Origin of the sequence: Nocardioides alkalitolerans (assembly GCA_038184435.1) — a bacterium.
Taxonomy (GTDB): domain Bacteria; phylum Actinomycetota; class Actinomycetes; order Propionibacteriales; family Nocardioidaceae; genus Nocardioides; species Nocardioides alkalitolerans_A.
The window spans coordinates 1,682,827-1,701,938 of the sequence record CP116227.1 but is presented as its reverse complement, the minus strand read 5'-3'; the positions used below and the strand labels follow the sequence as shown (position 1 = coordinate 1,701,938).

At 72.7% G+C, this 19,112-nt stretch carries 15 protein-coding genes and 1 tRNA gene; 14 read left to right on the top strand and 2 right to left on the bottom strand.

Annotated elements, in window-relative coordinates:
* Positions 1-30 precede the first annotated feature (30 nt).
* The 13 genes from PIR53_08190 to pyk all read left to right on the top strand — a co-directional run bounded on the left by PIR53_08190 (position 31) and on the right by pyk (position 17,411).
* Complete coding sequence (locus PIR53_08190) at positions 31-1,908, top strand: ABC transporter ATP-binding protein (protein ID WZH53960.1); 1,878 nt, start codon at positions 31-33, stop codon at positions 1,906-1,908.
* The gene (locus tag PIR53_08185; GenBank protein WZH53959.1) at positions 1,905-3,731 is read left to right on the top strand and encodes an ABC transporter ATP-binding protein; all 1,827 of its coding nucleotides are present in this window, start codon (positions 1,905-1,907) and stop codon (positions 3,729-3,731) included. Before PIR53_08190 ends, PIR53_08185 begins: the two co-directional genes overlap by 4 nt.
* 41 nt (positions 3,732-3,772) lie before the next feature.
* Positions 3,773-4,117, top strand: coding sequence for a phosphoribosyl-AMP cyclohydrolase (gene hisI / locus PIR53_08180; GenBank protein ID WZH53958.1), 345 nt, complete (start codon positions 3,773-3,775; stop codon positions 4,115-4,117).
* A complete protein-coding gene (locus tag PIR53_08175) occupies positions 4,114-4,749 on the top strand; it encodes a Trp biosynthesis-associated membrane protein (protein ID WZH53957.1) in 636 nt (211 codons plus the stop codon). The genes hisI and PIR53_08175 overlap by 4 nt, the downstream gene beginning before the upstream one ends.
* Before the next feature lie 106 nt (positions 4,750-4,855).
* Positions 4,856-5,056, top strand: coding sequence for a hypothetical protein (locus tag PIR53_08170; GenBank protein ID WZH53956.1), 201 nt, complete (start codon positions 4,856-4,858; stop codon positions 5,054-5,056).
* A 5-nt stretch (positions 5,057-5,061) separates the two neighbouring features.
* Positions 5,062-5,862 (top strand): indole-3-glycerol phosphate synthase TrpC, encoded by an 801-nt coding sequence (trpC, locus tag PIR53_08165; GenBank protein ID WZH53955.1) that lies wholly within the window; start codon positions 5,062-5,064, stop codon positions 5,860-5,862.
* The gene (gene trpB, locus PIR53_08160) at positions 5,859-7,103 is read left to right on the top strand and encodes a tryptophan synthase subunit beta (GenBank protein WZH53954.1); all 1,245 of its coding nucleotides are present in this window, start codon (positions 5,859-5,861) and stop codon (positions 7,101-7,103) included. Before trpC ends, trpB begins: the two co-directional genes overlap by 4 nt.
* Positions 7,100-7,924, top strand: coding sequence for a tryptophan synthase subunit alpha (trpA, locus tag PIR53_08155; GenBank protein ID WZH53953.1), 825 nt, complete (start codon positions 7,100-7,102; stop codon positions 7,922-7,924). Before trpB ends, trpA begins: the two co-directional genes overlap by 4 nt.
* Complete coding sequence (locus PIR53_08150) at positions 7,917-8,600, top strand: SCO family protein (protein ID WZH53952.1); 684 nt, start codon at positions 7,917-7,919, stop codon at positions 8,598-8,600. The genes trpA and PIR53_08150 overlap by 8 nt, the downstream gene beginning before the upstream one ends.
* Positions 8,601-8,618: 18 nt before the next feature.
* Positions 8,619-9,605 carry a prolipoprotein diacylglyceryl transferase gene (gene lgt / locus PIR53_08145; GenBank protein WZH53951.1) on the top strand — a complete coding sequence of 329 codons (987 nt, stop codon included), beginning with the start codon at positions 8,619-8,621 and terminating at the stop codon, positions 9,603-9,605.
* A 227-nt stretch (positions 9,606-9,832) separates the two neighbouring features.
* Entirely contained in the window at positions 9,833-14,380 is a 4,548-nt protein-coding gene (gltB, locus tag PIR53_08140; GenBank protein ID WZH53950.1) for a glutamate synthase large subunit, read from the top strand.
* A complete protein-coding gene (locus PIR53_08135; GenBank protein ID WZH53949.1) occupies positions 14,373-15,839 on the top strand; it encodes a glutamate synthase subunit beta in 1,467 nt (488 codons plus the stop codon). Before gltB ends, PIR53_08135 begins: the two co-directional genes overlap by 8 nt.
* Positions 15,840-15,965: 126 nt before the next feature.
* A complete protein-coding gene (gene pyk / locus PIR53_08130; GenBank protein ID WZH53948.1) occupies positions 15,966-17,411 on the top strand; it encodes a pyruvate kinase in 1,446 nt (481 codons plus the stop codon).
* Positions 17,412-17,422: 11 nt separating this feature from the next.
* On the opposite strand, the gene PIR53_08125 is transcribed toward pyk, so the two are convergent.
* Positions 17,423-18,205, bottom strand: coding sequence for a transcriptional regulator (locus PIR53_08125; GenBank protein WZH53947.1), 783 nt, complete (start codon positions 18,203-18,205; stop codon positions 17,423-17,425).
* Between the two features lie 47 nt (positions 18,206-18,252).
* Positions 18,253-18,336, bottom strand: a tRNA-Leu gene (locus tag PIR53_08120).
* A 112-nt stretch (positions 18,337-18,448) separates the two neighbouring features.
* On the opposite strand from PIR53_08120, the gene PIR53_08115 reads away from it, so the two are divergent.
* On the top strand, positions 18,449-19,051 hold the full coding sequence (locus tag PIR53_08115) for a response regulator (protein WZH53946.1): 603 nt from the start codon (positions 18,449-18,451) through the stop codon (positions 19,049-19,051).
* Positions 19,052-19,112 lie beyond the last annotated feature (61 nt).

Here is a 19,112-nt window from a genome sequence, read left to right as displayed (position 1 = left end):
CCCGTGCACGGACCAGGAGGAGTCGCGCGCGTGCGATCAGGTGGCACCGGACGACCGTCGGCGACACGGGCGGGCCTGCGGGTCCTCGGGGTGGCGATCCGGCGCGAGCCGTGGGTCTTCACCCTCGCGACCCTGGGCAGCGTGCTGTTCGGTGCGCTGACGGTGGCCGACGCCTGGGTGCTCGGGTGGTCGACGGACCACGTCGTGCTGCCTGCCTTCCGTGACGGTGAGATCGGCGCCGGCGTGCTCGTCGTGGTGGTCGCCCTGTTCGTCGGCGTCGCCATCCTCCGCGCGGTCGGCATCGTCGCCCGGCGCCTCGGCGCGGGCATCATGCAGTACCGCATGGAGGCGCACGACCGGCGCGCCGTGACGCGGCAGTACCTGGCGCTCCCCATGTCGTGGCACCACCGCCACCCCACCGGGGTGCTGCTCTCCAACGCGAACGCCGACGTGCAGGCCGCCTGGGGTCCGGTCGCGCCGCTGCCGATGGCCGTGGGCACCGTGGCGATGATGGTGATCGCCGTCGTGCAGATGGTGGCCACCGACCTGGTGCTGGCCCTCGTCGGCCTGCTCGTGTTCCCGGCGGTCATCGTCGTCAACCTCTGGTTCCAGCGCGTCACCTCCCCGCTGATGACGCGGGTGCAGGAGCTGCGGGGCGTGGTCAGCGAGATCGCCCACGAGTCGTTCGACGGCGCCCTCGTGGTGAAGACCCTCGGGCGCGAGTCGGAGGAGACCGAGCGCTTCCGGCAGCGCAGCGAGGAGCTGCGCGACGTCGCGATCCGCGCCGGCCGGCTCCGGGCGGCGTTCGACCCGATCCTCAACGCGATCCCCAACATCGGGGTGCTCCTCGTGCTCGTGGTGGGCGTGGCGCGGGTGCTCGACGGATCCAGCGAGCCGGGTGCGGTGGTCACGGTGGCCTACCTGCTGACCGTCGTGGCGTTCCCGATCCGCTCCATCGGCTGGCTCCTGGGCGACCTGCCGCGCAGCGTCGTCGGCTACGACCGGGTGCGCAGCGTGCTCCACGCCGAGGGGGGCCTGGACTTCGGCGACGACCGTCTCGCCAGCCCCGGTCCCGGTGCGCGGCTGGAGGTCGAGGGCGTCCGCTTCGGGTACGTCGCGGACGCGCCCGTGCTCCGCGACGTCAGCTTCACGGTCGAGCCGGGCCGCACCGTCGCGGTCGTCGGGCCGACGGCCGCGGGCAAGAGCACGCTGACGTCGTTGCTGACCCGGCTGGTGGACCCGCAGGCGGGGGCGCTGCGGGTCGACGGGACCGACCTGCGCGACCTGGCCTACGGCGCGCTGGCCGATGCCGTCGCGGTCGTGCCGCAGACGGCCTTCCTCTTCGACGACACCGTGCGCGGCAACGTCGCGCTCGGTCTCGACGTCGACGACGCCGAGGTGTGGGCGGCGCTCGAGACCGCGCAGGCCGCCGACTTCGTGCGCCGCCTGCCCGCGGGTCTCGACACCGAGCTGGGGGAGCGGGGCACCACCCTGTCCGGTGGTCAGCGCCAGCGTCTCTCCCTCGCCAGGGCGCTCGTGCGGCGCCCTCGGCTGCTCGTGCTCGACGACGCGACGTCGGCCGTCGACCCGGAGGTGGAGGCGCGGATCCTCGCGGCCCTCCGCCGCGACGACGCGGACCGCGGGCCGAGCCCCGACGAGGAGGGGGACGGCGCCGGCACCACGCTCGTCGTGGTGGCCTACCGCAAGGCGACCATCGGCCTCGCCGACGAGGTCGTGTTCCTCGACGAGGGACGCGTCGTCGACCAGGGCCCGCACGACGAGCTCCTGCGGCGCAACGCCGCCTACGCGCGGATCGTGACCGCCTACGACCACGACCCGGACGGGGCGGACGGGCCGGGCGGGCCCGACCGGCTCGCGTCGAGCCCCACCGAGGAGGCGCTCCGATGAGCACGCCGACCACCGAACCGGGCCGCGCCCGGGCCGCGACCGCCGTCGTCTCCGGCGACGAGATCGGGGCGATCGAGACGATCCGGCGCGGGGTGCGGCACTCGCCGGAGCTCGCCCACGGCATCCGCGGGACGCTCCTGCTGGCCGTCCTGTCCACGGCCGGGCAGGTCGTCGTGCCCGTGGCCGTGCAGCAGACGCTCGACCGCGGCATCAACGCCCCCGGCGGCACCGACGTCCGGTTCACGGTCGTGATGGCCCTCCTCGCCGCCGTCGCGGTGATCGCGACGGGGGTCGCGTCGTACCTGATGACCTACCGCCTCTTCCGCGCCGCCGAGACCGGCCTGTCGTCGCTGCGCGTCAAGGCGTTCCGCCACGTGCACGACCTGCCGCTGGGCACGCAGGACACCGAGCGGCGCGGGTCGCTCGTGTCGCGCGTGACGAGCGACATCGACCAGGTCAGCCAGTTCATCGTGTTCGGCGGTGTGCTCCTCGTGGTGAGCGTCGGGCAGGTGCTCGTCGCGACGGTCGTCATGGCGATCTACAGCTGGGAGCTCACCCTGGTGGTCTGGGTGTGCTTCGCGCCGCTCTTCCTGTCGTTGCGCTACTTCCAGCGTCGGCTCTCGGAGGCGTACGGCGTGGTCCGCCGCCAGGTGGGCCTCATGCTCTCCGCGATCGCCGAGCCGGTGGTCGGCGCGGCCGTCGTGCGGTCCTACGCGGTGGAGGGCCGCACCCAGGCGCGGATCGACACCGCCATCGACACCTACCGGGCGGCCGCCGTGCGGGCGCAGGGCTTCACCGCCGTGTCGTTCTCCCTGGGCGGCATCTCGGCCGGCCTGGCCAACGCCGGCGTCATCGTCATCGGGGTGCTGCTCGGCATCGCCGGCCGGATGACCGCCGGTGAGATCCTCGCGTTCGCGTTCCTCGTCACCCTGTTCGTCGGGCCCGTGCAGATGGGCACGCAGATCCTCACCGACGCCCAGAACGCGATCGCGGGCTGGCGCCGCGTCATCGGCCTCCTCGACACCCCGGCCGAGCTCGTCGACCCCGGGCCGGACGGGGCGGACCTGCCCGACCAGGCCGTCGACGTCGAGCTCGACGACGTCTGGTTCGCGTACCCGGGCGGTGAGCCGGTGCTGCGGGACGTGTCGCTGCGGATCGCCGCCGGGCGCCGCGTGGCCGTCGTGGGGGAGACCGGCTCCGGCAAGTCCACGATCGCCAAGCTGCTCACCCGGCTCGTCGACCCGACCTCGGGCGCCGTGCGCCTCGACGGCCTCGACCTGCGCGAGGTGCGCGGCGCGTCGCTGCGCCGGCGGGTCGTGCTCGTGCCGCAGGAGGGGTTCCTGTTCGACGACACGGTGCTCGCCAACGCGCGCTACGGCGACCTCGACGCCGACGAGGCCCGGGTGCTCGCGGCCGCCGCCGAGATCGGGCTCGACGACTGGATCGCCGGCCTGCCCGAGGGCGTCCACACCCGGGTGGGCCAGCGGGGCGAGTCGCTGTCCGCGGGGGAGCGTCAGCTCGTCGCGCTGCTCCGCGCCCACCTGGCCGACCCCGACCTCCTCGTGCTCGACGAGGCGACGAGCGCGGTCGACCCGGCTCTCGAGATGCGCATCAACCGCGCGCTCGAGCGGCTGATGGCGGGGCGCACCGCGATCACCATCGCCCACCGGCTCTCCACCGCGGAGAAGGCCGACGAGGTCGTCGTGGTCGACGCGGGCCGGATCGTCCAGCACGGGCCCCACGCGGAGCTCGTGGCCGCGGAGGGGTCGGTCTACGCCCGGCTCCACGCGTCGTGGGTGGCGCAGCGGGCGGTGGCCACGTGAGCGGGGTCGGTAGCGCGACCGGCAGCGGGGATACTGGACCGGTGAGCAGCCTGGCCCCCGAGATCGCCGCCCGCCTCAAGCGCACCCCCGACGGGCTCGTCCCCGCCGTCGTGCAGCAGCACGACACCGGCGAGGTGCTCATGCTCGGCTGGATGGACGACGAGGCCCTCGCCCGCACCCTCGGCACCGGCCGCGCGACGTACTGGTCGCGCTCGCGCCAGGAGTACTGGGTGAAGGGCGAGACCTCCGGCCACCGCCAGTGGGTGAAGGACGTGCGGCTCGACTGCGACGGCGACACCCTGCTCGTCAAGGTCGACCAGGAGGGGGCGGCCTGCCACACCGGCGACCGCACCTGCTTCGACGCCGTGCGCCTGGGGCCGGCGTGACCGGCGAGCCCGGCGTGACCGGCGTGACCGGCGAGCCCGGTGCCGGGCCGCACAGCGCGCGACGCACCTTCGGCCCGGTCGTGCTGCTCGGCCTCGCGGCGAGCGGCGTGGTCGCCTTCGGCGGCACCCGGGCCTGGGTCGACACGGGCGGGGCGACCGGCGGGGTGAACGGCCTCGGCCAGAGCGGCATGGCCACCACCGCCGACCTCGGCACGTCGCCGCTGGCCGGTGCGCTCGGTCTCGTGCTGCTCGCGTGCTGGGGCGTCGTGCTGGTGACCCGTCGCTGGTTCCGGCGCGGCGTCGCCGTCCTGGCGGCCGTCACGGCCCTCGGGGTCGTGGCCACCGTCGTGACGGGGGCGCGCACCCTCCCCGACGACGTCGCCGCCGAGCTGGCCGGCACGGGCCAGTCGGTCGAGCCGACGCTGGCGCCCTGGCTGTTCGTGACGGGGGCCGCCGCCGTCGTCGCCCTGCTGGCCGCGGTCGCGGCGGTGCGCCTCGCCCCGTCGTGGCCGGAGATGGGGGCGCGCTACGACGCGCCCGCCGACGCCACCGAGGCGGCCGCCGTCGAGCAGCCCCGCACGTCGCTCGACCTCTGGAAGGCGCTCGACGAGGGGCACGACCCCACGCGCTGAGCCGCCCGCCGCCGCCCTAGAATGGCCGGCAGGGCCGCACGGCCCGCACGAACCCGATCGACCCGGATCGACCCGGATCGACCCCGACCAACCCGAGGAGCACACGATGGCCAACAACCACGGCAACACCCCCGCGGCCTGGACCGGGGTGTCGGTGGCGATGGTCGGCTTCGTCGTGGGCGCCGTGGGCCTCATGCTCGACCCGATCAGCCTGCCGGTCTTCTACGTGGGCCTCGCGCTCGCCGTCGGCTCGTTCTTCCTCTTCCTCGTGATGGCCAAGATGGGCCTGCACGAGGAGAAGCACTGACCCTCGTGACCGTCCTCGACGACATCGTCGCGGGGGTCCGCGAGGACCTCGCCCGGCGCGAGGCCGCACTGCCGCTGCCGGAGCTGCGCGCCCGTCTGGCGGACGTGGCCCCGGCGCTCGACCCGATGCCGGCCCTGGCCGCGCCCGGCTCCAGCGTCATCGCCGAGGTCAAGCGGCGCAGCCCCAGCAAGGGCCACCTGGCGGACATCCCCGACCCCGTCGTCCTCGCCTCGGCGTACGCCGCCGGAGGCGCCGCCGCGATCAGCGTGCTGACGGAGGAGCGCCGGTTCGGCGGCTCCCTGGCCGACCTGGCGGCCGTCCGCGCGGCGGTCGACGTGCCCCTGCTGCGCAAGGACTTCACCGTCACCGACTACCAGGTCGTCGAGGCCCGGGCGTGGGGTGCCGACCTGGTGCTGCTCATCGTCGCCGCTCTCGACGACGACACGCTGCGCCGTCTGCACGACCTGGCGCGCGAGCTCGGGATGACGGTGCTCGTCGAGGTGCACGACGCCGCCGAGACGGAGCGGGCCGTCGGCCTGGGGGCGCCGCTCGTCGGCGTCAACGCCCGCAACCTCAAGACCCTGGCCGTCGACCCCGACGTCTTCGGTCGCCTCGCTCCGCTCGTCCCCTCCGACCGCGTGCTCGTCGCCGAGTCCGGTGTGGGCGGGGTGGCGGACGTGGAGCGCTACGTCGCCGAGGGCGCCCGTGCGGTGCTCGTCGGCGAGACCCTGGTGAAGGACGGCGACCCCACGGCCGCCGTCCGCGCGATGAGCGGCCTCGTGGCCGCCGGAGGAGCAGCCCGATGACCTCGACGAGCCGGTACGACGCGGACGAGCGCGGCTACTTCGGCGAGGGCGGGCAGTGGGGTGGCCGGTTCATGCCGGAGGCCCTCGTTGCCGCCCTCGACGAGCTGACGGACGCGTGGACCGAGGCGATGGCCGACCCGTCATTCATCGGCGAGTTCGAGGCCATCCTGCGCGACTACGCGAACGTGCCGAGCGCCCTCTACGAGGCGACGCGCCTGAGCGAGCAGGTCGGCTGCCGCGTGCTCCTCAAGCGGGAGGACCTCAACCACACGGGCGCCCACAAGATCCGCAACGTGCTCGGCCAGGCGCTGCTCACGAAGCGCATGGGCAAGAAGCGCGTCATCGCCGAGACCGGCGCCGGCCAGCACGGCGTGGCCAGCGCGACGGCCGCGGCGTACCTGGGGCTCGACTGCACCGTCTACATGGGTGCGGTCGACACGCAGCGCCAGGCGCTCAACGTGGCCCGCATGCAGCTGCTCGGCGCAGAGGTCGTCGCGGTCGACACGGGCAGCGGAACGCTGAAGGACGCGATCAACGAGGCGTTCCGCGACTGGGTCTCGAGCGTCGACCACACGGCGTACCTCTTCGGCACGGCCGCGGGCCCGCACCCGTTCCCGACGATGGTGCGCGAGTTCTGCCGCGGCATCGGCGACGAGGCGCGCGCGCAGGTGCTCGAGCGCTACGGCCGCCTGCCCGACGCGGTCGCGGCCTGCGTCGGCGGCGGTTCCAACGCCATCGGCCTCTTCGCGGGCTTCCTCGACGACGAGGAGGTCGCCATCTGGGGCTTCGAGCCCGGCGGCGACGGCGTCGAGACGGGGCGCCACGCGGCGACCATCACGGCCGGCGGCTCGGGCGTGCTCCACGGGGCGCGCACCTACCTGCTCCAGGACGAGGACGGCCAGACCGTCGAGTCCCACTCGATCTCCGCGGGTCTCGACTACCCGGGCGTCGGGCCGCAGCACTCGCACCTGGCGCACATCGGCCGGGCGCAGTACGTGCCGGTGACCGACGCCGCCGCGATGGAGGCCATGGCCCTCCTGGCCCGCACCGAGGGCATCATCTGCGCGATCGAGTCGGCCCACGCCGTCTCGGGCGCCCTCGACGTGGCCCGCGAGCTGGCCGCGACCAAGGGCCCGGAGGCGATCGTGCTCATCAACCTCTCGGGGCGCGGCGACAAGGACATGGGCACGGCCATCGAGTGGTTCGGCCTCGGCGACGCGCAGAAGGACGTGGAGGCGTGAGCACCACCCCCGCCTTCGAACGCGGACGCTCGGAGGGCCGCGCCGCCCTCATCGGCTACCTGCCCGCCGGCTTCCCCGACGTGCCCGGCGCCGTCGACGCCCTGCAGGTCATGGTCGACGCCGGCTGCGACGTCATCGAGATCGGCCTGCCCTACAGCGACCCCGTGATGGACGGCCCCACCATCCAGGCCGCCGCGCAGCAGGCCCTCGACGCCGGCTGCCGCACCACCGACGTGCTCCGCACCGTCGAGGCGGTGGCGGCGACCGGCACGCCGACGCTCGTCATGACCTACTGGAACCCGGTGGAGCGCTACGGGGTCGAGCGGTTCGCCGCCGACCTGGCCTCGGCGGGCGGCGCCGGTCTCATCACGCCCGACATCACGCCCGACGCGGGTGACGCGTGGATCGCGGCGGCCGACGCCCACGACCTCGACAAGGTCTTCCTCGTGGCCCCGTCGTCCACCGACGAGCGGGTCGCGATGACGACCGCCGCCTCGCGCGGGTTCGTCTACGCGACGGCGGTCATGGGCGTCACCGGGGCGCGCACCACCACGAGCGACCTCGCGGGTCCGCTCGTCACCCGGGCCCGGGCGCTGCAGCCGAAGGACGCCCACCTCCCCGTGGGTGTCGGCCTCGGTGTCTCGAACGGCGACCAGGCGGCGGTCGTGGCGGCCTACGCCGACGGCGTCATCGTGGGCTCCGCCTTCGTGCGCACGCTGCTCGACGCGGGCACGGACCGCGCCGCCGGGCTCGCCGCGCTGCGCACGCTCACGGAGGACCTCGCCGCCGGCGTGCGTCGGGGGGACGCCGGCGGTGCCTGACCTGCGCACCTCCGTGCGACTGCGCCGCCGCTGTGCCGCGGTGGCGGGATCGCTCGTGCTCGCCGTGCTCGCCGCGTGCGGGGGCCAGTCGGAGCCGCTCAACCCGATGGTGGGCGCCGACCTCACCGACGACTCCATGTACGGCGTCGTGCTCGACCAGCCGTACACCGTCGCCGGGCCCCCGCTGGTCTCGACCCAGGGGAGCGCGCCGGAGGGCACGCCGTACTCGCTGACCGAGGACACCGACGCCGACCTCACGCTGGTGTTCTTCGGCTACAGCAACTGCCCGGACATCTGCCAGATGGTGCTCGCCAACATCGCCAACGCGCTGGCGCGGCTCGACGAGGCGGACCGCGAGCGGGTGCAGGTGCTGTTCGTGACGACCGACCCCGCGCGGGACGACGTGGCGACCCTGCGCACCTACCTCGAGCGCTTCGACCCCGGCTTCGTCGGCATCACCGGCGACCTGGCCTCCCTGCAGACGGCGGCGCAGAGCTTCCACGTCTACTTCGAGGAGGGCGTCCGGCTCGCCAGCGGCGGCTACGACGTCACCCACAACGACCAGGTCAACGCCGTCGACGCCGACGACACCGTGCCGATGCTGTGGATGCGCGACACGTCGCCGCACGACCTCGCCGTGGACCTCGCCACCCTGCTGAGCCGTCCGGCCTCCTGACCCGCCATGATGGGCGCCATGCTGAACGCCGCCCTCGGCTCGCTCCTGGCCGTGCCGCTGTCGATCCCCAGCCCGTCCGAAGGGGTCTGGCACCTCGGGCCGGTGCCGCTGCGCGGGTACGCGCTGTGCATCATCCTCGGCGTCGCCGCCGCCATCTGGATCGGCGAGAAGCGGTGGGTCGCGCGCGGCGGCACGGCCGGCGAGGTCATGGACATCGCGATCTGGGCGGTGCCGTTCGGCATCGTCGGCGGCCGGCTCTACCACGTGGCCACCGACTGGGAGCTCTACTTCGGCGAGGGCCGACGCCCGATCGAGGCGCTCTACGTCTGGAACGGCGGCCTCGGCATCTGGGGCGCGATCGCCCTCGGCGGCGTCGGCGCCTGGATCGGCGCCCGCAGCCGCGGCATCCGGTTCCTCCCGATGGCCGACGCGCTCGCCCCCGGCCTGCTCGTCGCCCAGGCCATCGGACGCTGGGGCAACTGGTTCAACCAGGAGCTCTTCGGCAAGCCGACCGACCTGCCGTGGGGCCTCGAGGTGAGTGACTCCGTCGCCCGCGCGGCCGGGTTCGCGCCCGGCACGACGTTCCACCCCACGTTCCTCTACGAGTGCCTGTGGAACCTCGCCGCGTTCGCGGTGCTCGTGGTCCTCGACCGGCGTCTCCGTCTGGGGCACGGACGGGTGCTCGCCCTCTACGTCGTCGCCTACACGACGGGTCGGGTGTGGAACGAGATGCTCCGCATCGACGACGTGCAGCTCGAGAACGTGCTCGGCCTGCGCTGGAACGTCTGGACCTCGATCATCCTCTTCGTCGGCGCCGTGGCCTACCTCGTGCTCACCCGCGGCGAGGGACGCGAGGAGGAGGTGTACGTCGAGGGGTTCGAGCGGCCCGTCGTCGAGGAGCAGAGCGGTTCCGCGAGGGCCGACGCGAAGGCCGACACGAAGGCCGACACGAAGGCCGACACGAAGGCCGACGTCGAGGGGGAGGCCCCGACCGAGCGGGAGTGACCCGCGCCCTACCCCCGTCGCGTGCCCGGAACGCGACCGAACTGTTTCACGGTGGTAACCTCAGCGCGCGCAGGGCCAACGTCGTCCCTCCCGCGGACCCCGGAGGTCATGCAGCTCCGCGCGAACGAGGTCGTTCGCCGAGCCTTCCCCCGCGGCCCGCTCCAGCTCCACTGATCGTCCGGCCCGCTCTCCTCGCGTGTCGGACCCCGACGACGGGAGACGCATCCGTGCCCATCTCGCACGCGATCCCCGAGGCCCAAGGGCTCTACGACCCCAGGTTCGAGCACGACGCCTGCGGCGTCGCCTTCGTGGCCACGATGACCGGTGAGGCCAGCCACGACATCGTGGCGAAGGCTCTCCAGGCGCTCCGCAACCTCGACCACCGCGGCGCCGCGGGCGCCGAGGTCAACTCCGGCGACGGCGCCGGCATCCTCCTGCAGGTGCCCGACGCGTTCCTGCGCGCCGTGACCGACTTCGAGCTGCCGGCCGTGGGTTCCTACGCCGTGGGCATGGGCTTCCTGCCGACCGACGCCGACGACCTGGCGAAGACGCGCACGACGATCGAGGAGATCGCGGCCGCCGAGGGCGCCCGCGTTCTCGGCTGGCGCGACGTCCCGGTGGAGCCGAGCGTGCTGGGCTCGATGGCGCTCGGCGTCATGCCGACGTTCAGCCAGCTGTTCATCGAGGCGGCCGACCCGTCCGTGACGGGCCTGGCCCTCGAGCGCCTCGCCTTCTGCGTCCGCAAGCGCGCGGAGCGCCAGACCGAGGCGTACTTCGCGTCGCTGTCGAGCCGCACCACGGTCTACAAGGGCATGCTCACCACGGACCAGCTCGACCACTTCTTCCCCGACCTGCGCGACGAGCGCATGGCGTCGGCGATCGGTGTCGTGCACTCGCGCTTCTCGACGAACACCTTCCCGAGCTGGCCGCTGGCCCACCCGTTCCGGTTCATCGCCCACAACGGCGAGATCAACACCGTGATGGGCAACCGCAACTGGATGCGGGCCCGCGAGGCGCTCCTGGCCTCCGACGTCATCGACGGCGACCTCGACCGGCTGTTCCCGATCTGCACCCCGGGTGCGTCGGACTCCGCGTCGTTCGACGAGGTGCTCGAGCTGCTCCACCTGGGTGGCCGCAGCCTGCCGCACTCCGTGCTGATGATGATCCCCGAGGCGTGGGAGAACCACGGCGAGATGGACGACGCCAAGCGCGCGTTCTACGAGTTCCACGCGTCGATGATGGAGCCGTGGGACGGCCCCGCCTGCGTGGTCTTCACCGACGGCACCCAGATCGGTGCCACGCTCGACCGCAACGGCCTGCGCCCGTCCCGCTTCTGGGTCACCGACGACGGTCTCGTCGTGCTGGCCTCCGAGGTCGGCGTGCTCGACATCGACCCCGCCACGATCGTGCGCAAGGGCCGGCTCCAGCCCGGCAAGATGTTCCTCGTCGACACCGCCGAGCACCGCATCGTCGAGGACGAGGAGATCAAGTCCACCCTCGCGGCGGAGCAGCCCTACGCCGAGTGGCTCGCCGACGGCCTCCTCCACCTGAAGGACGTGCCCGAGCGCGAGCACGTCGTGCACACGCACGCCTCCGTGACGCGTCGCCAGCAGGTCTTCGGCTACACCGAGGAGGAGCTCCGCGTCCTCCTCACCCCCATGGCGAACACCGGCGCCGAGCCGATCGGCTCGATGGGCACCGACACGCCGATCGCCGCGCTCAGCGAGAAGCCGCGGATGCTGTTCGACTACTTCTCGCAGCTGTTCGCGCAGGTCACGAACCCGCCGCTCGACGCCATCCGCGAGGAGCTCGTCACCTCGCTGAACGGCTCGATCGGCCCCGAGGCGAACCTGCTCGCGCCCGGCCCGGAGTCGTGCCGCCAGATCGTGCTGCCGTTCCCGGTGATCGACAACGACGAGCTCGCCAAGATCCGCCACATCAACCGTGACGGCGACCAGCCGGGCTTCGTCACCCACGTCGCCCGCGGCCTCTACGAGGTCGAGGGGGGCGGCGCGGCCATGGCGGCCCGCATCGCGGAGATCTGCGCCGAGGTCAGCACCGCCATCGCCGAGGGCGCCCGCATCATCGTGCTCTCCGACCGGCACTCCACCAGCGAGCTCGCGCCGATCCCGTCGCTGCTGCTGACCGGTGCGGTCCACCACCACCTGGTGCGCGAGAAGACGCGCACCCAGGTGGGTCTCCTCGTCGAGGCCGGCGACGTCCGCGAGGTGCACCACGTCGCGCTGCTCGTCGGGTACGGCGCGGCGGCGGTCAACCCGTACCTCGCCATGGAGTCGGTCGAGGACCTGGCCCGGGCGGGCTACTACGTCACCGCCGACCCGCAGGTCGCGGTGAAGAACCTCGTCAAGGCGCTCGGCAAGGGCGTCCTCAAGGTCATGAGCAAGATCGGCGTCTCGACGGTCGCGTCCTACACGGGTGCGCAGATCTTCGAGGCCGTGGGCCTGTCCCAGGAGTTCGTGGAGCAGTACTTCGCCGGGACCACCTCGAAGCTGGGCGGCGTCGGCATCGACACGATCGCCCAGGAGGTCGCGCTGCGTCACGCCGCGGCGTACCCGCGCACCGGTGTCGCCCCCTCGCACCGCGAGCTGGCGATCGGTGGCGAGTACCAGTGGCGTCGCGAGGGCGAGCCCCACCTGTTCGACCCCGAGACGGTGTTCCGCCTGCAGCACGCCACGCGGGCGGGGCGCTACGACGTGTTCAAGCAGTACACGTCGCGCGTCGACGAGCAGTCCGAGCGCCTCATGACGCTGCGCGGCCTGTTCCGCTTCAAGAGCGCCGAGCAGGGCGGTCGTGCGCCCGTCCCCCTCGAGGAGGTGGAGCCGGTCGAGGCGATCGTCAAGCGCTTCTCCACGGGCGCGATGTCGTACGGCTCGATCTCGCAGGAGGCGCACGAGACCCTCGCGATCGCCATGAACCGGCTCGGCGCGAAGTCGAACACGGGCGAGGGCGGCGAGGACCCGGACCGGCTCTACGACCCCGAGCGCCGCAGCTCGATCAAGCAGGTCGCCTCGGGGCGCTTCGGCGTCACGAGCGAGTACCTGACCAACGCCGACGACATCCAGATCAAGATGGCGCAGGGCGCGAAGCCCGGCGAGGGTGGTCAGCTGCCCGGTCACAAGGTGTACCCGTGGGTGGCGAAGACCCGGCACTCGACGCCCGGCGTGGGCCTCATCAGCCCCCCGCCGCACCACGACATCTACTCCATCGAGGACCTGGCGCAGCTGATCCACGACCTCAAGAACGCCAACCCGAGCGCGCGCGTGCACGTCAAGCTCGTCTCCGAGGTCGGCGTCGGCACGGTCGCGACGGGTGTGTCGAAGGCGCACGCGGACGTCGTGCTCATCTCCGGCAACGACGGCGGCACCGGTGCGTCCCCGCTGACGTCGCTCAAGCACGCCGGCGGTCCCTGGGAGCTCGGCCTCGCCGAGGCCCAGCAGACGCTGCTCCTCAACGGGCTGCGCGACCGGATCGTCGTGCAGGCCGACGGCCAGCTCAAGACCGGTCGTGACGTCGTCATCGCCGCGCTCCTCGGCGCCGAGGAGTTCGGCTTCGCCACCGCCCCGCTGGTCGTCTCGGGCTGCATCATGATGCGGGTCTGCCACCTCGACACCTGCCCCGTGGGCGTCGCGACGCAGAACCCGGTGCTCCGCGAGCGCTACAGCGGCAAGGCCGAGTACGTCGTCAACTTCTTCACCTACATCGCCGAGGAGGTGCGGGAGCTGCTCGCCGAGCTGGGCTTCCGCAGCATCGACGAGGCCGTCGGCCAGGTCGGGGCGCTCGACGTCGAGCGTGCCGTCGACCACTGGAAGGCCGCCGGGCTCGACCTGGCGCCGATCCTGCACGTGCCGGACAACGCGATGTTCCCCGACCAGGACCTGCGCCGCACGAAGACGCAGGACCACGGCCTGGAGAAGGCGCTCGACAACGAGCTCATCGCCATCGCCGCTCCCGCGCTGGAGAGCGGCGAGCCCGTGCGTGCCCAGCTCGAGGTGCGCAACGTCAACCGCACGGTCGGCACGATGCTCGGCCACGAGGTGACGAAGCGCTACCGCGGCGAGGGCCTGCCCGAGGGCACGATCGACATCACGCTCACCGGTTCCGCCGGGCAGTCGTTCGGTGCGTTCGTGCCGCGGGGCATCACCCTGCGCCTCGAGGGCGACGGCAACGACTACGTCGGCAAGGGCCTCTCGGGCGGTCGCATCGTGATCCGGCCGGACCGCTCGGCGACGTTCCGCTCCGAGGAGCAGATCATCGCGGGCAACACGATCGCGTACGGCGCGACGTCCGGCGAGATCTTCATCCGCGGCGGCGTCGGCGAGCGGTGCTGCGTGCGCAACTCGGGCGCCCTGGTCGTGACCGAGGGCGTGGGCGACCACGCGCTGGAGTACATGACCGGCGGTCGCGTCGTCGTGCTCGGCAAGACCGGCCGCAACCTCGCGGCGGGCATGTCGGGCGGCATCGCGTGGGTGCTCGACCTCAAGCAGCAGCGGGTCAACGGCGAGCTCGTCGACCTGCGCGCCGTCGAGGGCGACGCCGTCGAGGAGCTGCACGGCTACGTCCGCGCCTTCTTCGAGGAGACCGGGTCGGAGGTCGCCGAGCAGCTGCTCGCCGACTGGCCGGCCGCCGTGGCTCGCTTCACCGAGGTGATGCCGCGTGACTACAAGCGGGTGCTGGACGCCCGCGCAGAGGCTGAGGCCGAGGGACTCGACGAGGACCAGACGGCCGCCCGGATCATGGAGGTGCTGCATGGCTGACCCGAAGGGCTTCCTCAAGGAGGGCCGCAAGGTCGCGACGCGTCGGCCGGTCGAGGAGCGGGTGAACGACTGGAACGAGGTCTACCCCGACGGCATCGGCCGCGCGCTCCTGCCGATCATCACGCCCCAGGCGGGTCGCTGCATGGACTGCGGCATCCCGTTCTGCCACCAGGGTTGTCCGCTGGGCAACATCATCCCGGAGTGGAACGACCTGGTCTGGCGCGACGACTGGAGCAACGCCATCGAGCGGCTCCACGCGACGAACAACTTCCCCGAGTTCACCGGCCGGCTCTGCCCGGCGCCCTGCGAGACCGCCTGCGTGCTGGGCATCAACCAGGACCCGGTGACCATCAAGAACGTCGAGGTCTCGATCATCGACCGCGCGTGGGAGTCCGGCACGGTGACGCCCCAGCCGCCGGAGTGGCTCTCGGGCAAGACCGTCGCCGTCATCGGCTCGGGCCCGGCGGGTCTCGCCGCCGCCCAGCAGCTCACCCGCGCCGGTCACACGGTCGCCGTCTACGAGCGGGCCGACAAGATCGGCGGCCTGCTCCGCTACGGCATCCCCGAGTTCAAGATGGAGAAGCGGCACATCGACCGCCGCCTCGACCAGATGCGTCGCGAGGGCACCATCTTCCGGGCGGGCGTCGAGGTGGGCGTGGACGTCACGGGCGAGCAGCTCAAGGCGCGGTACGACGCGGTCGTCGTCGCCACCGGCGCGACGGTCGCCCGCGACCTGCAGGTGCCCGGCCGCGAGCTCGCCGGCATCCACCAGGCCATGGAGTTCCTGCCGCAGGCGAACCGCGTGGCGCTGGGGGAGACCGTCGAGGGCCAGATCCGGGCCGACGACAAGCACGTCGTCATCATCGGTGGCGGTGACACCGGCGCCGACTGCCTCGGTACGTCGATCCGCCAGGGCGCGGCGTCGATCACGCAGCTCGAGATCATGCCGCAGCCCGGCGAGAGCCGTCCGGCCGGCCAGCCCTGGCCGACGTACCCGATGCTGTTCCGCGTCTCCTCGGCCCACGAGGAGGGCGGCGACCGCGTCTACGGCGTCTCCACCCAGGAGTTCATCGGCGACGAGGACGGGAACGTGCGCGCGCTGCGCCTCGTGGACGTGGCGTTCGAGGGCGGCAGGCTCACGGAGATCGAGGGCACCGAGCGGGAGATCCCGGCCGACCTGGTCCTGTTCGCGATGGGCTTCACGGGCCCGGAGACGAACACGGTCGTCCAGCAGCTCGAGCTCGAGCTGGACGAGCGGGGCAACGTGCGCCGCACCCCGACGTACCAGACGTCGGTGCCCGGCGTGTTCGCCGCGGGTGACGCGGGTCGCGGTCAGTCGCTCATCGTCTGGGCGATCGCCGAGGGCCGCGCGGCGGCCGCCGCGGTGGACGAGTACCTCACGGGCTCGACCTCCCTGCCGGCACCCATCAAGTCGACCGAGCGTCCCCTGGTCGTCTGAGCACAGCTCCGTCACGACGGGCCGGCACCCCTCGGGGTGCCGGCCCGTCGGCGTCCTCGGGAAAGATTGTTGGAACGTTCAAGGTCCAGTGGCACGGCGGCGAGCCGGGAGCAGTAGGGTCGTCCTGTGCGCCGAGCGAAGATCGTCTGTACGTTGGGGCCGGCAACGGCCGGAGCCCGCCGCATCCAGGAGCTGGTGTACGCCGGCATGGATGTCGCGCGGTTGAACATGAGCCACGGCACCCACGCCGACCACGAGGAGAACTACCGGCTCGTCCGGCAGGCCTCCGACTCCAGCGGTCGCGGCGTGGGCATCCTGGCCGACCTCCAGGGGCCCAAGATCCGGCTGGAGACCTTCTCGGAGGGTCCGGTCGTGCTGCGTCGCGGGCAGAGCTGGTGCATCACCACGCGCGACGTCGACGGCGACGCGTCCATCTGCGGCACCACCTACAAGGGCCTGCCCGGCGACGTGAAGCCCGGCGACCCGCTCCTCATCGACGACGGCAAGATCAAGCTGCGCGTCGTGTCGAAGACGGACACCGACGTCGAGGTCGAGGTGCTCGTCGGCGGCAAGGTCTCCGACCACAAGGGGATCAACCTGCCGGGCGTCGCGGTCTCCGTGCCCGCCCTGTCCGAGAAGGACATCGAGGACCTCCGCTGGGCGCTCCGCATCGGCGTCGACTTCGTGGCGCTGAGCTTCGTGCGCAACGCCGCCGACGCCGACGACGTGCGGGCGATCATGGCGGAGGAGGGGCGCACCGTCCCGATCATCGCGAAGATCGAGAAGCCGCAGGCGCTCGAGAACCTCGAGGACATCGTCCAGGCGTTCGACGCGTTCATGGTCGCCCGCGGCGACCTCGGCGTGGAATGCCCGCTCGAGGACGTGCCCTTCCACCAGAAGCGCATCGTCGACCTGGCCCGCACCAACGCGAAGCCGGTGATCGTCGCGACCCAGATGCTGGAGTCGATGATCACGGCACCCGCACCGACGCGCGCGGAGACGTCCGACGTCGCGAACGCCGTGCTCGACGGCGCCGACGCCGTCATGCTGTCGGGGGAGACGAGCGTCGGCGACTACCCCGTGACGGCCGTCGAGACGATGGCGCGCATCATCGAGAGCGCCGACCGCCACGCCGCGAACGACATCCGCACCCTCGAGTGGGACCCGCACACCAAGGGCGGCATCATCGCGCTCGCCGCGGCTCAGGTCGCCGAGCGCGTCGGGGCGAAGTACCTCGTCGCCTTCACCCAGAGCGGCGACTCCGCGCGGCGCGTGGCGCGCTACCGCGGCCCCATCCCGATCCTCGCCTTCACGCCGCTCGCGTCGACCCGGTCGCAGCTGGCGGCGGTGTGGGGCGTCGAGACCTTCAAGACCGCGCCGGTCGAGCACACCGACGAGATGGTGCGCCAGGTCGACGAGGCCCTGCTGCGCATCCAGCGCGTGAAGGAGGGCGACCTCGTCGTCATCATCGCGGGCGCGCCCCCGGGCATCCCGGGCTCCACCAACGCCCTGCGCGTGCACAAGATGGGCGACGCGATCAACGAGGTGGCGCCCGCCTACCGGCGCGGCTGAGCCCACCCACGTCACCGCTTCACGCCGATGAGCGTGTCGAGACGAGCCACCGCGGCCCGTCGCGACACGCTCATCGTCGTCCGGGACGACCGCCGCCAGGGCACCTCGACCAGGTCGAGCGCCCAGCCGCAGAGGCCGAGGATGTCCTCCGAGCGGTTGGTGAACTGCCACCGGGCGTAGTCGTGGCGACGTACCTCGCCGGTGGCGGCCACGCGACGGCTGGCCCAGTTGCGCACCCGCGCTCCGTCCGAGTGGAAGAGGCCGCGCAGGAAGTCGGCCGGGTGCTGCTCCACCAGCGACCGCTGCCAGGGCTCGAGCACGATCCGGCGGTCGTGCTTGCGCCCCGGGCCGTGCTGGGGGAAGAGGCAGGTCCAGTGCTTCCAGCCCATCGCGGTAACGACCGCGCCGGGGCGCTCGCGGACGTGGGGTCGCCCCCCGGGTTTCACGGCCCGCAGGAGGAGGAGCAGCCGAGCATTGGCCTCGGCGTACCTCCGGTCGTTCACGATGCTGAGCAGCATGACCTCACGCCGGGCTTCCACGAGATGTCCGTCGCCGAGGTACCAGCCGAGCAGCTCGGCGTAGGCGCGAGCGTCCAGCTCGCTGCCGTCACAACGGGGACACGGCGCGCTGGTGTGGGTCTGGCCGCGCGGCAGCCCGCGCCTCCCGTAGTCGCGGCGCCAGCGTCGCACGGTCTTGACCGCGACCCCGTGGCGTCGAGCGTTCTCCGCGTCGGGAACGCCGTCGTCGGACGCGCGCAGCGCCGACTCGACGGTGCTCCATGGGCGGACGTGCATGAGTGGGATCGTCGCTGCCGGCACCGACGGTTCTGACGAGACAGGGGTGCCGGGTGTGGGATTCGAACCCACAAGTCCTCTCGGACAGTGGTGTTTGAGACCACCGCGTATGCCGATTCCGCCAACCCGGCGAGGGTGCGGCCGCCACCGTAGCCGATCCCGTGACGAACGTGACGCACCGCCCGGCGCCGGGGCCGCACGCCGGGGCCGCGCCGACGGGGCGCGCGGGCTAGCCTTCCCCCTGTGAACGAGCGCGCGCAGGCCCCCCGACGTGTCGTCATCGCCGAGGACGAGGCGCTGATCCGCATGGACTTGGCCGAGATGCTGGCCGACGAGGGGTACGACGTCGTGGGGGAGGCCGGCGACGGGCAGCGTGCCATCGAGCTCGCCGAGGAGCTGCGTCCCGACCTCGTCGTGCTCGACGTGAAGATGCCGGTGCTCGACGGCATCGCGGCCGCGGAGCGGATCGCCGCCCAGCGCATCGCCCCCGTCGTCATCCTGACGGCCTTCTCCCAGCGGGAGCTGGTCGAGCGGGCCCGCGACGCGGGCGCGATGGCCTACCTGGTGAAGCCGTTCTCGGCGAGCGACCTCGTGCCGGCGATCGAGATGGCCGTCAGCCGCTTCGCGGAGCTGAGCCAGCTCGAGGCCGAGGTCGGCGACCTCACGGAGCGGCTCGAGACGCGCAAGCTGGTCGACCGCGCCAAGGGCGTGCTGCAGAAGGACCTCGGGCTCACGGAGCCGGACGCCTTCCGCTGGATCCAGAAGACCGCCATGGACCTGCGCCTGTCGATGAAGCAGGTCGCGGAGGGGGTCATCACGCACGGCCCGGGCGGCAGCGGCGCCTGAGCGCCCGGCTCGCAGGGCATCCGGATCACGGGAGCGGCGGCCCAGGTCACAAGTTGGCAAC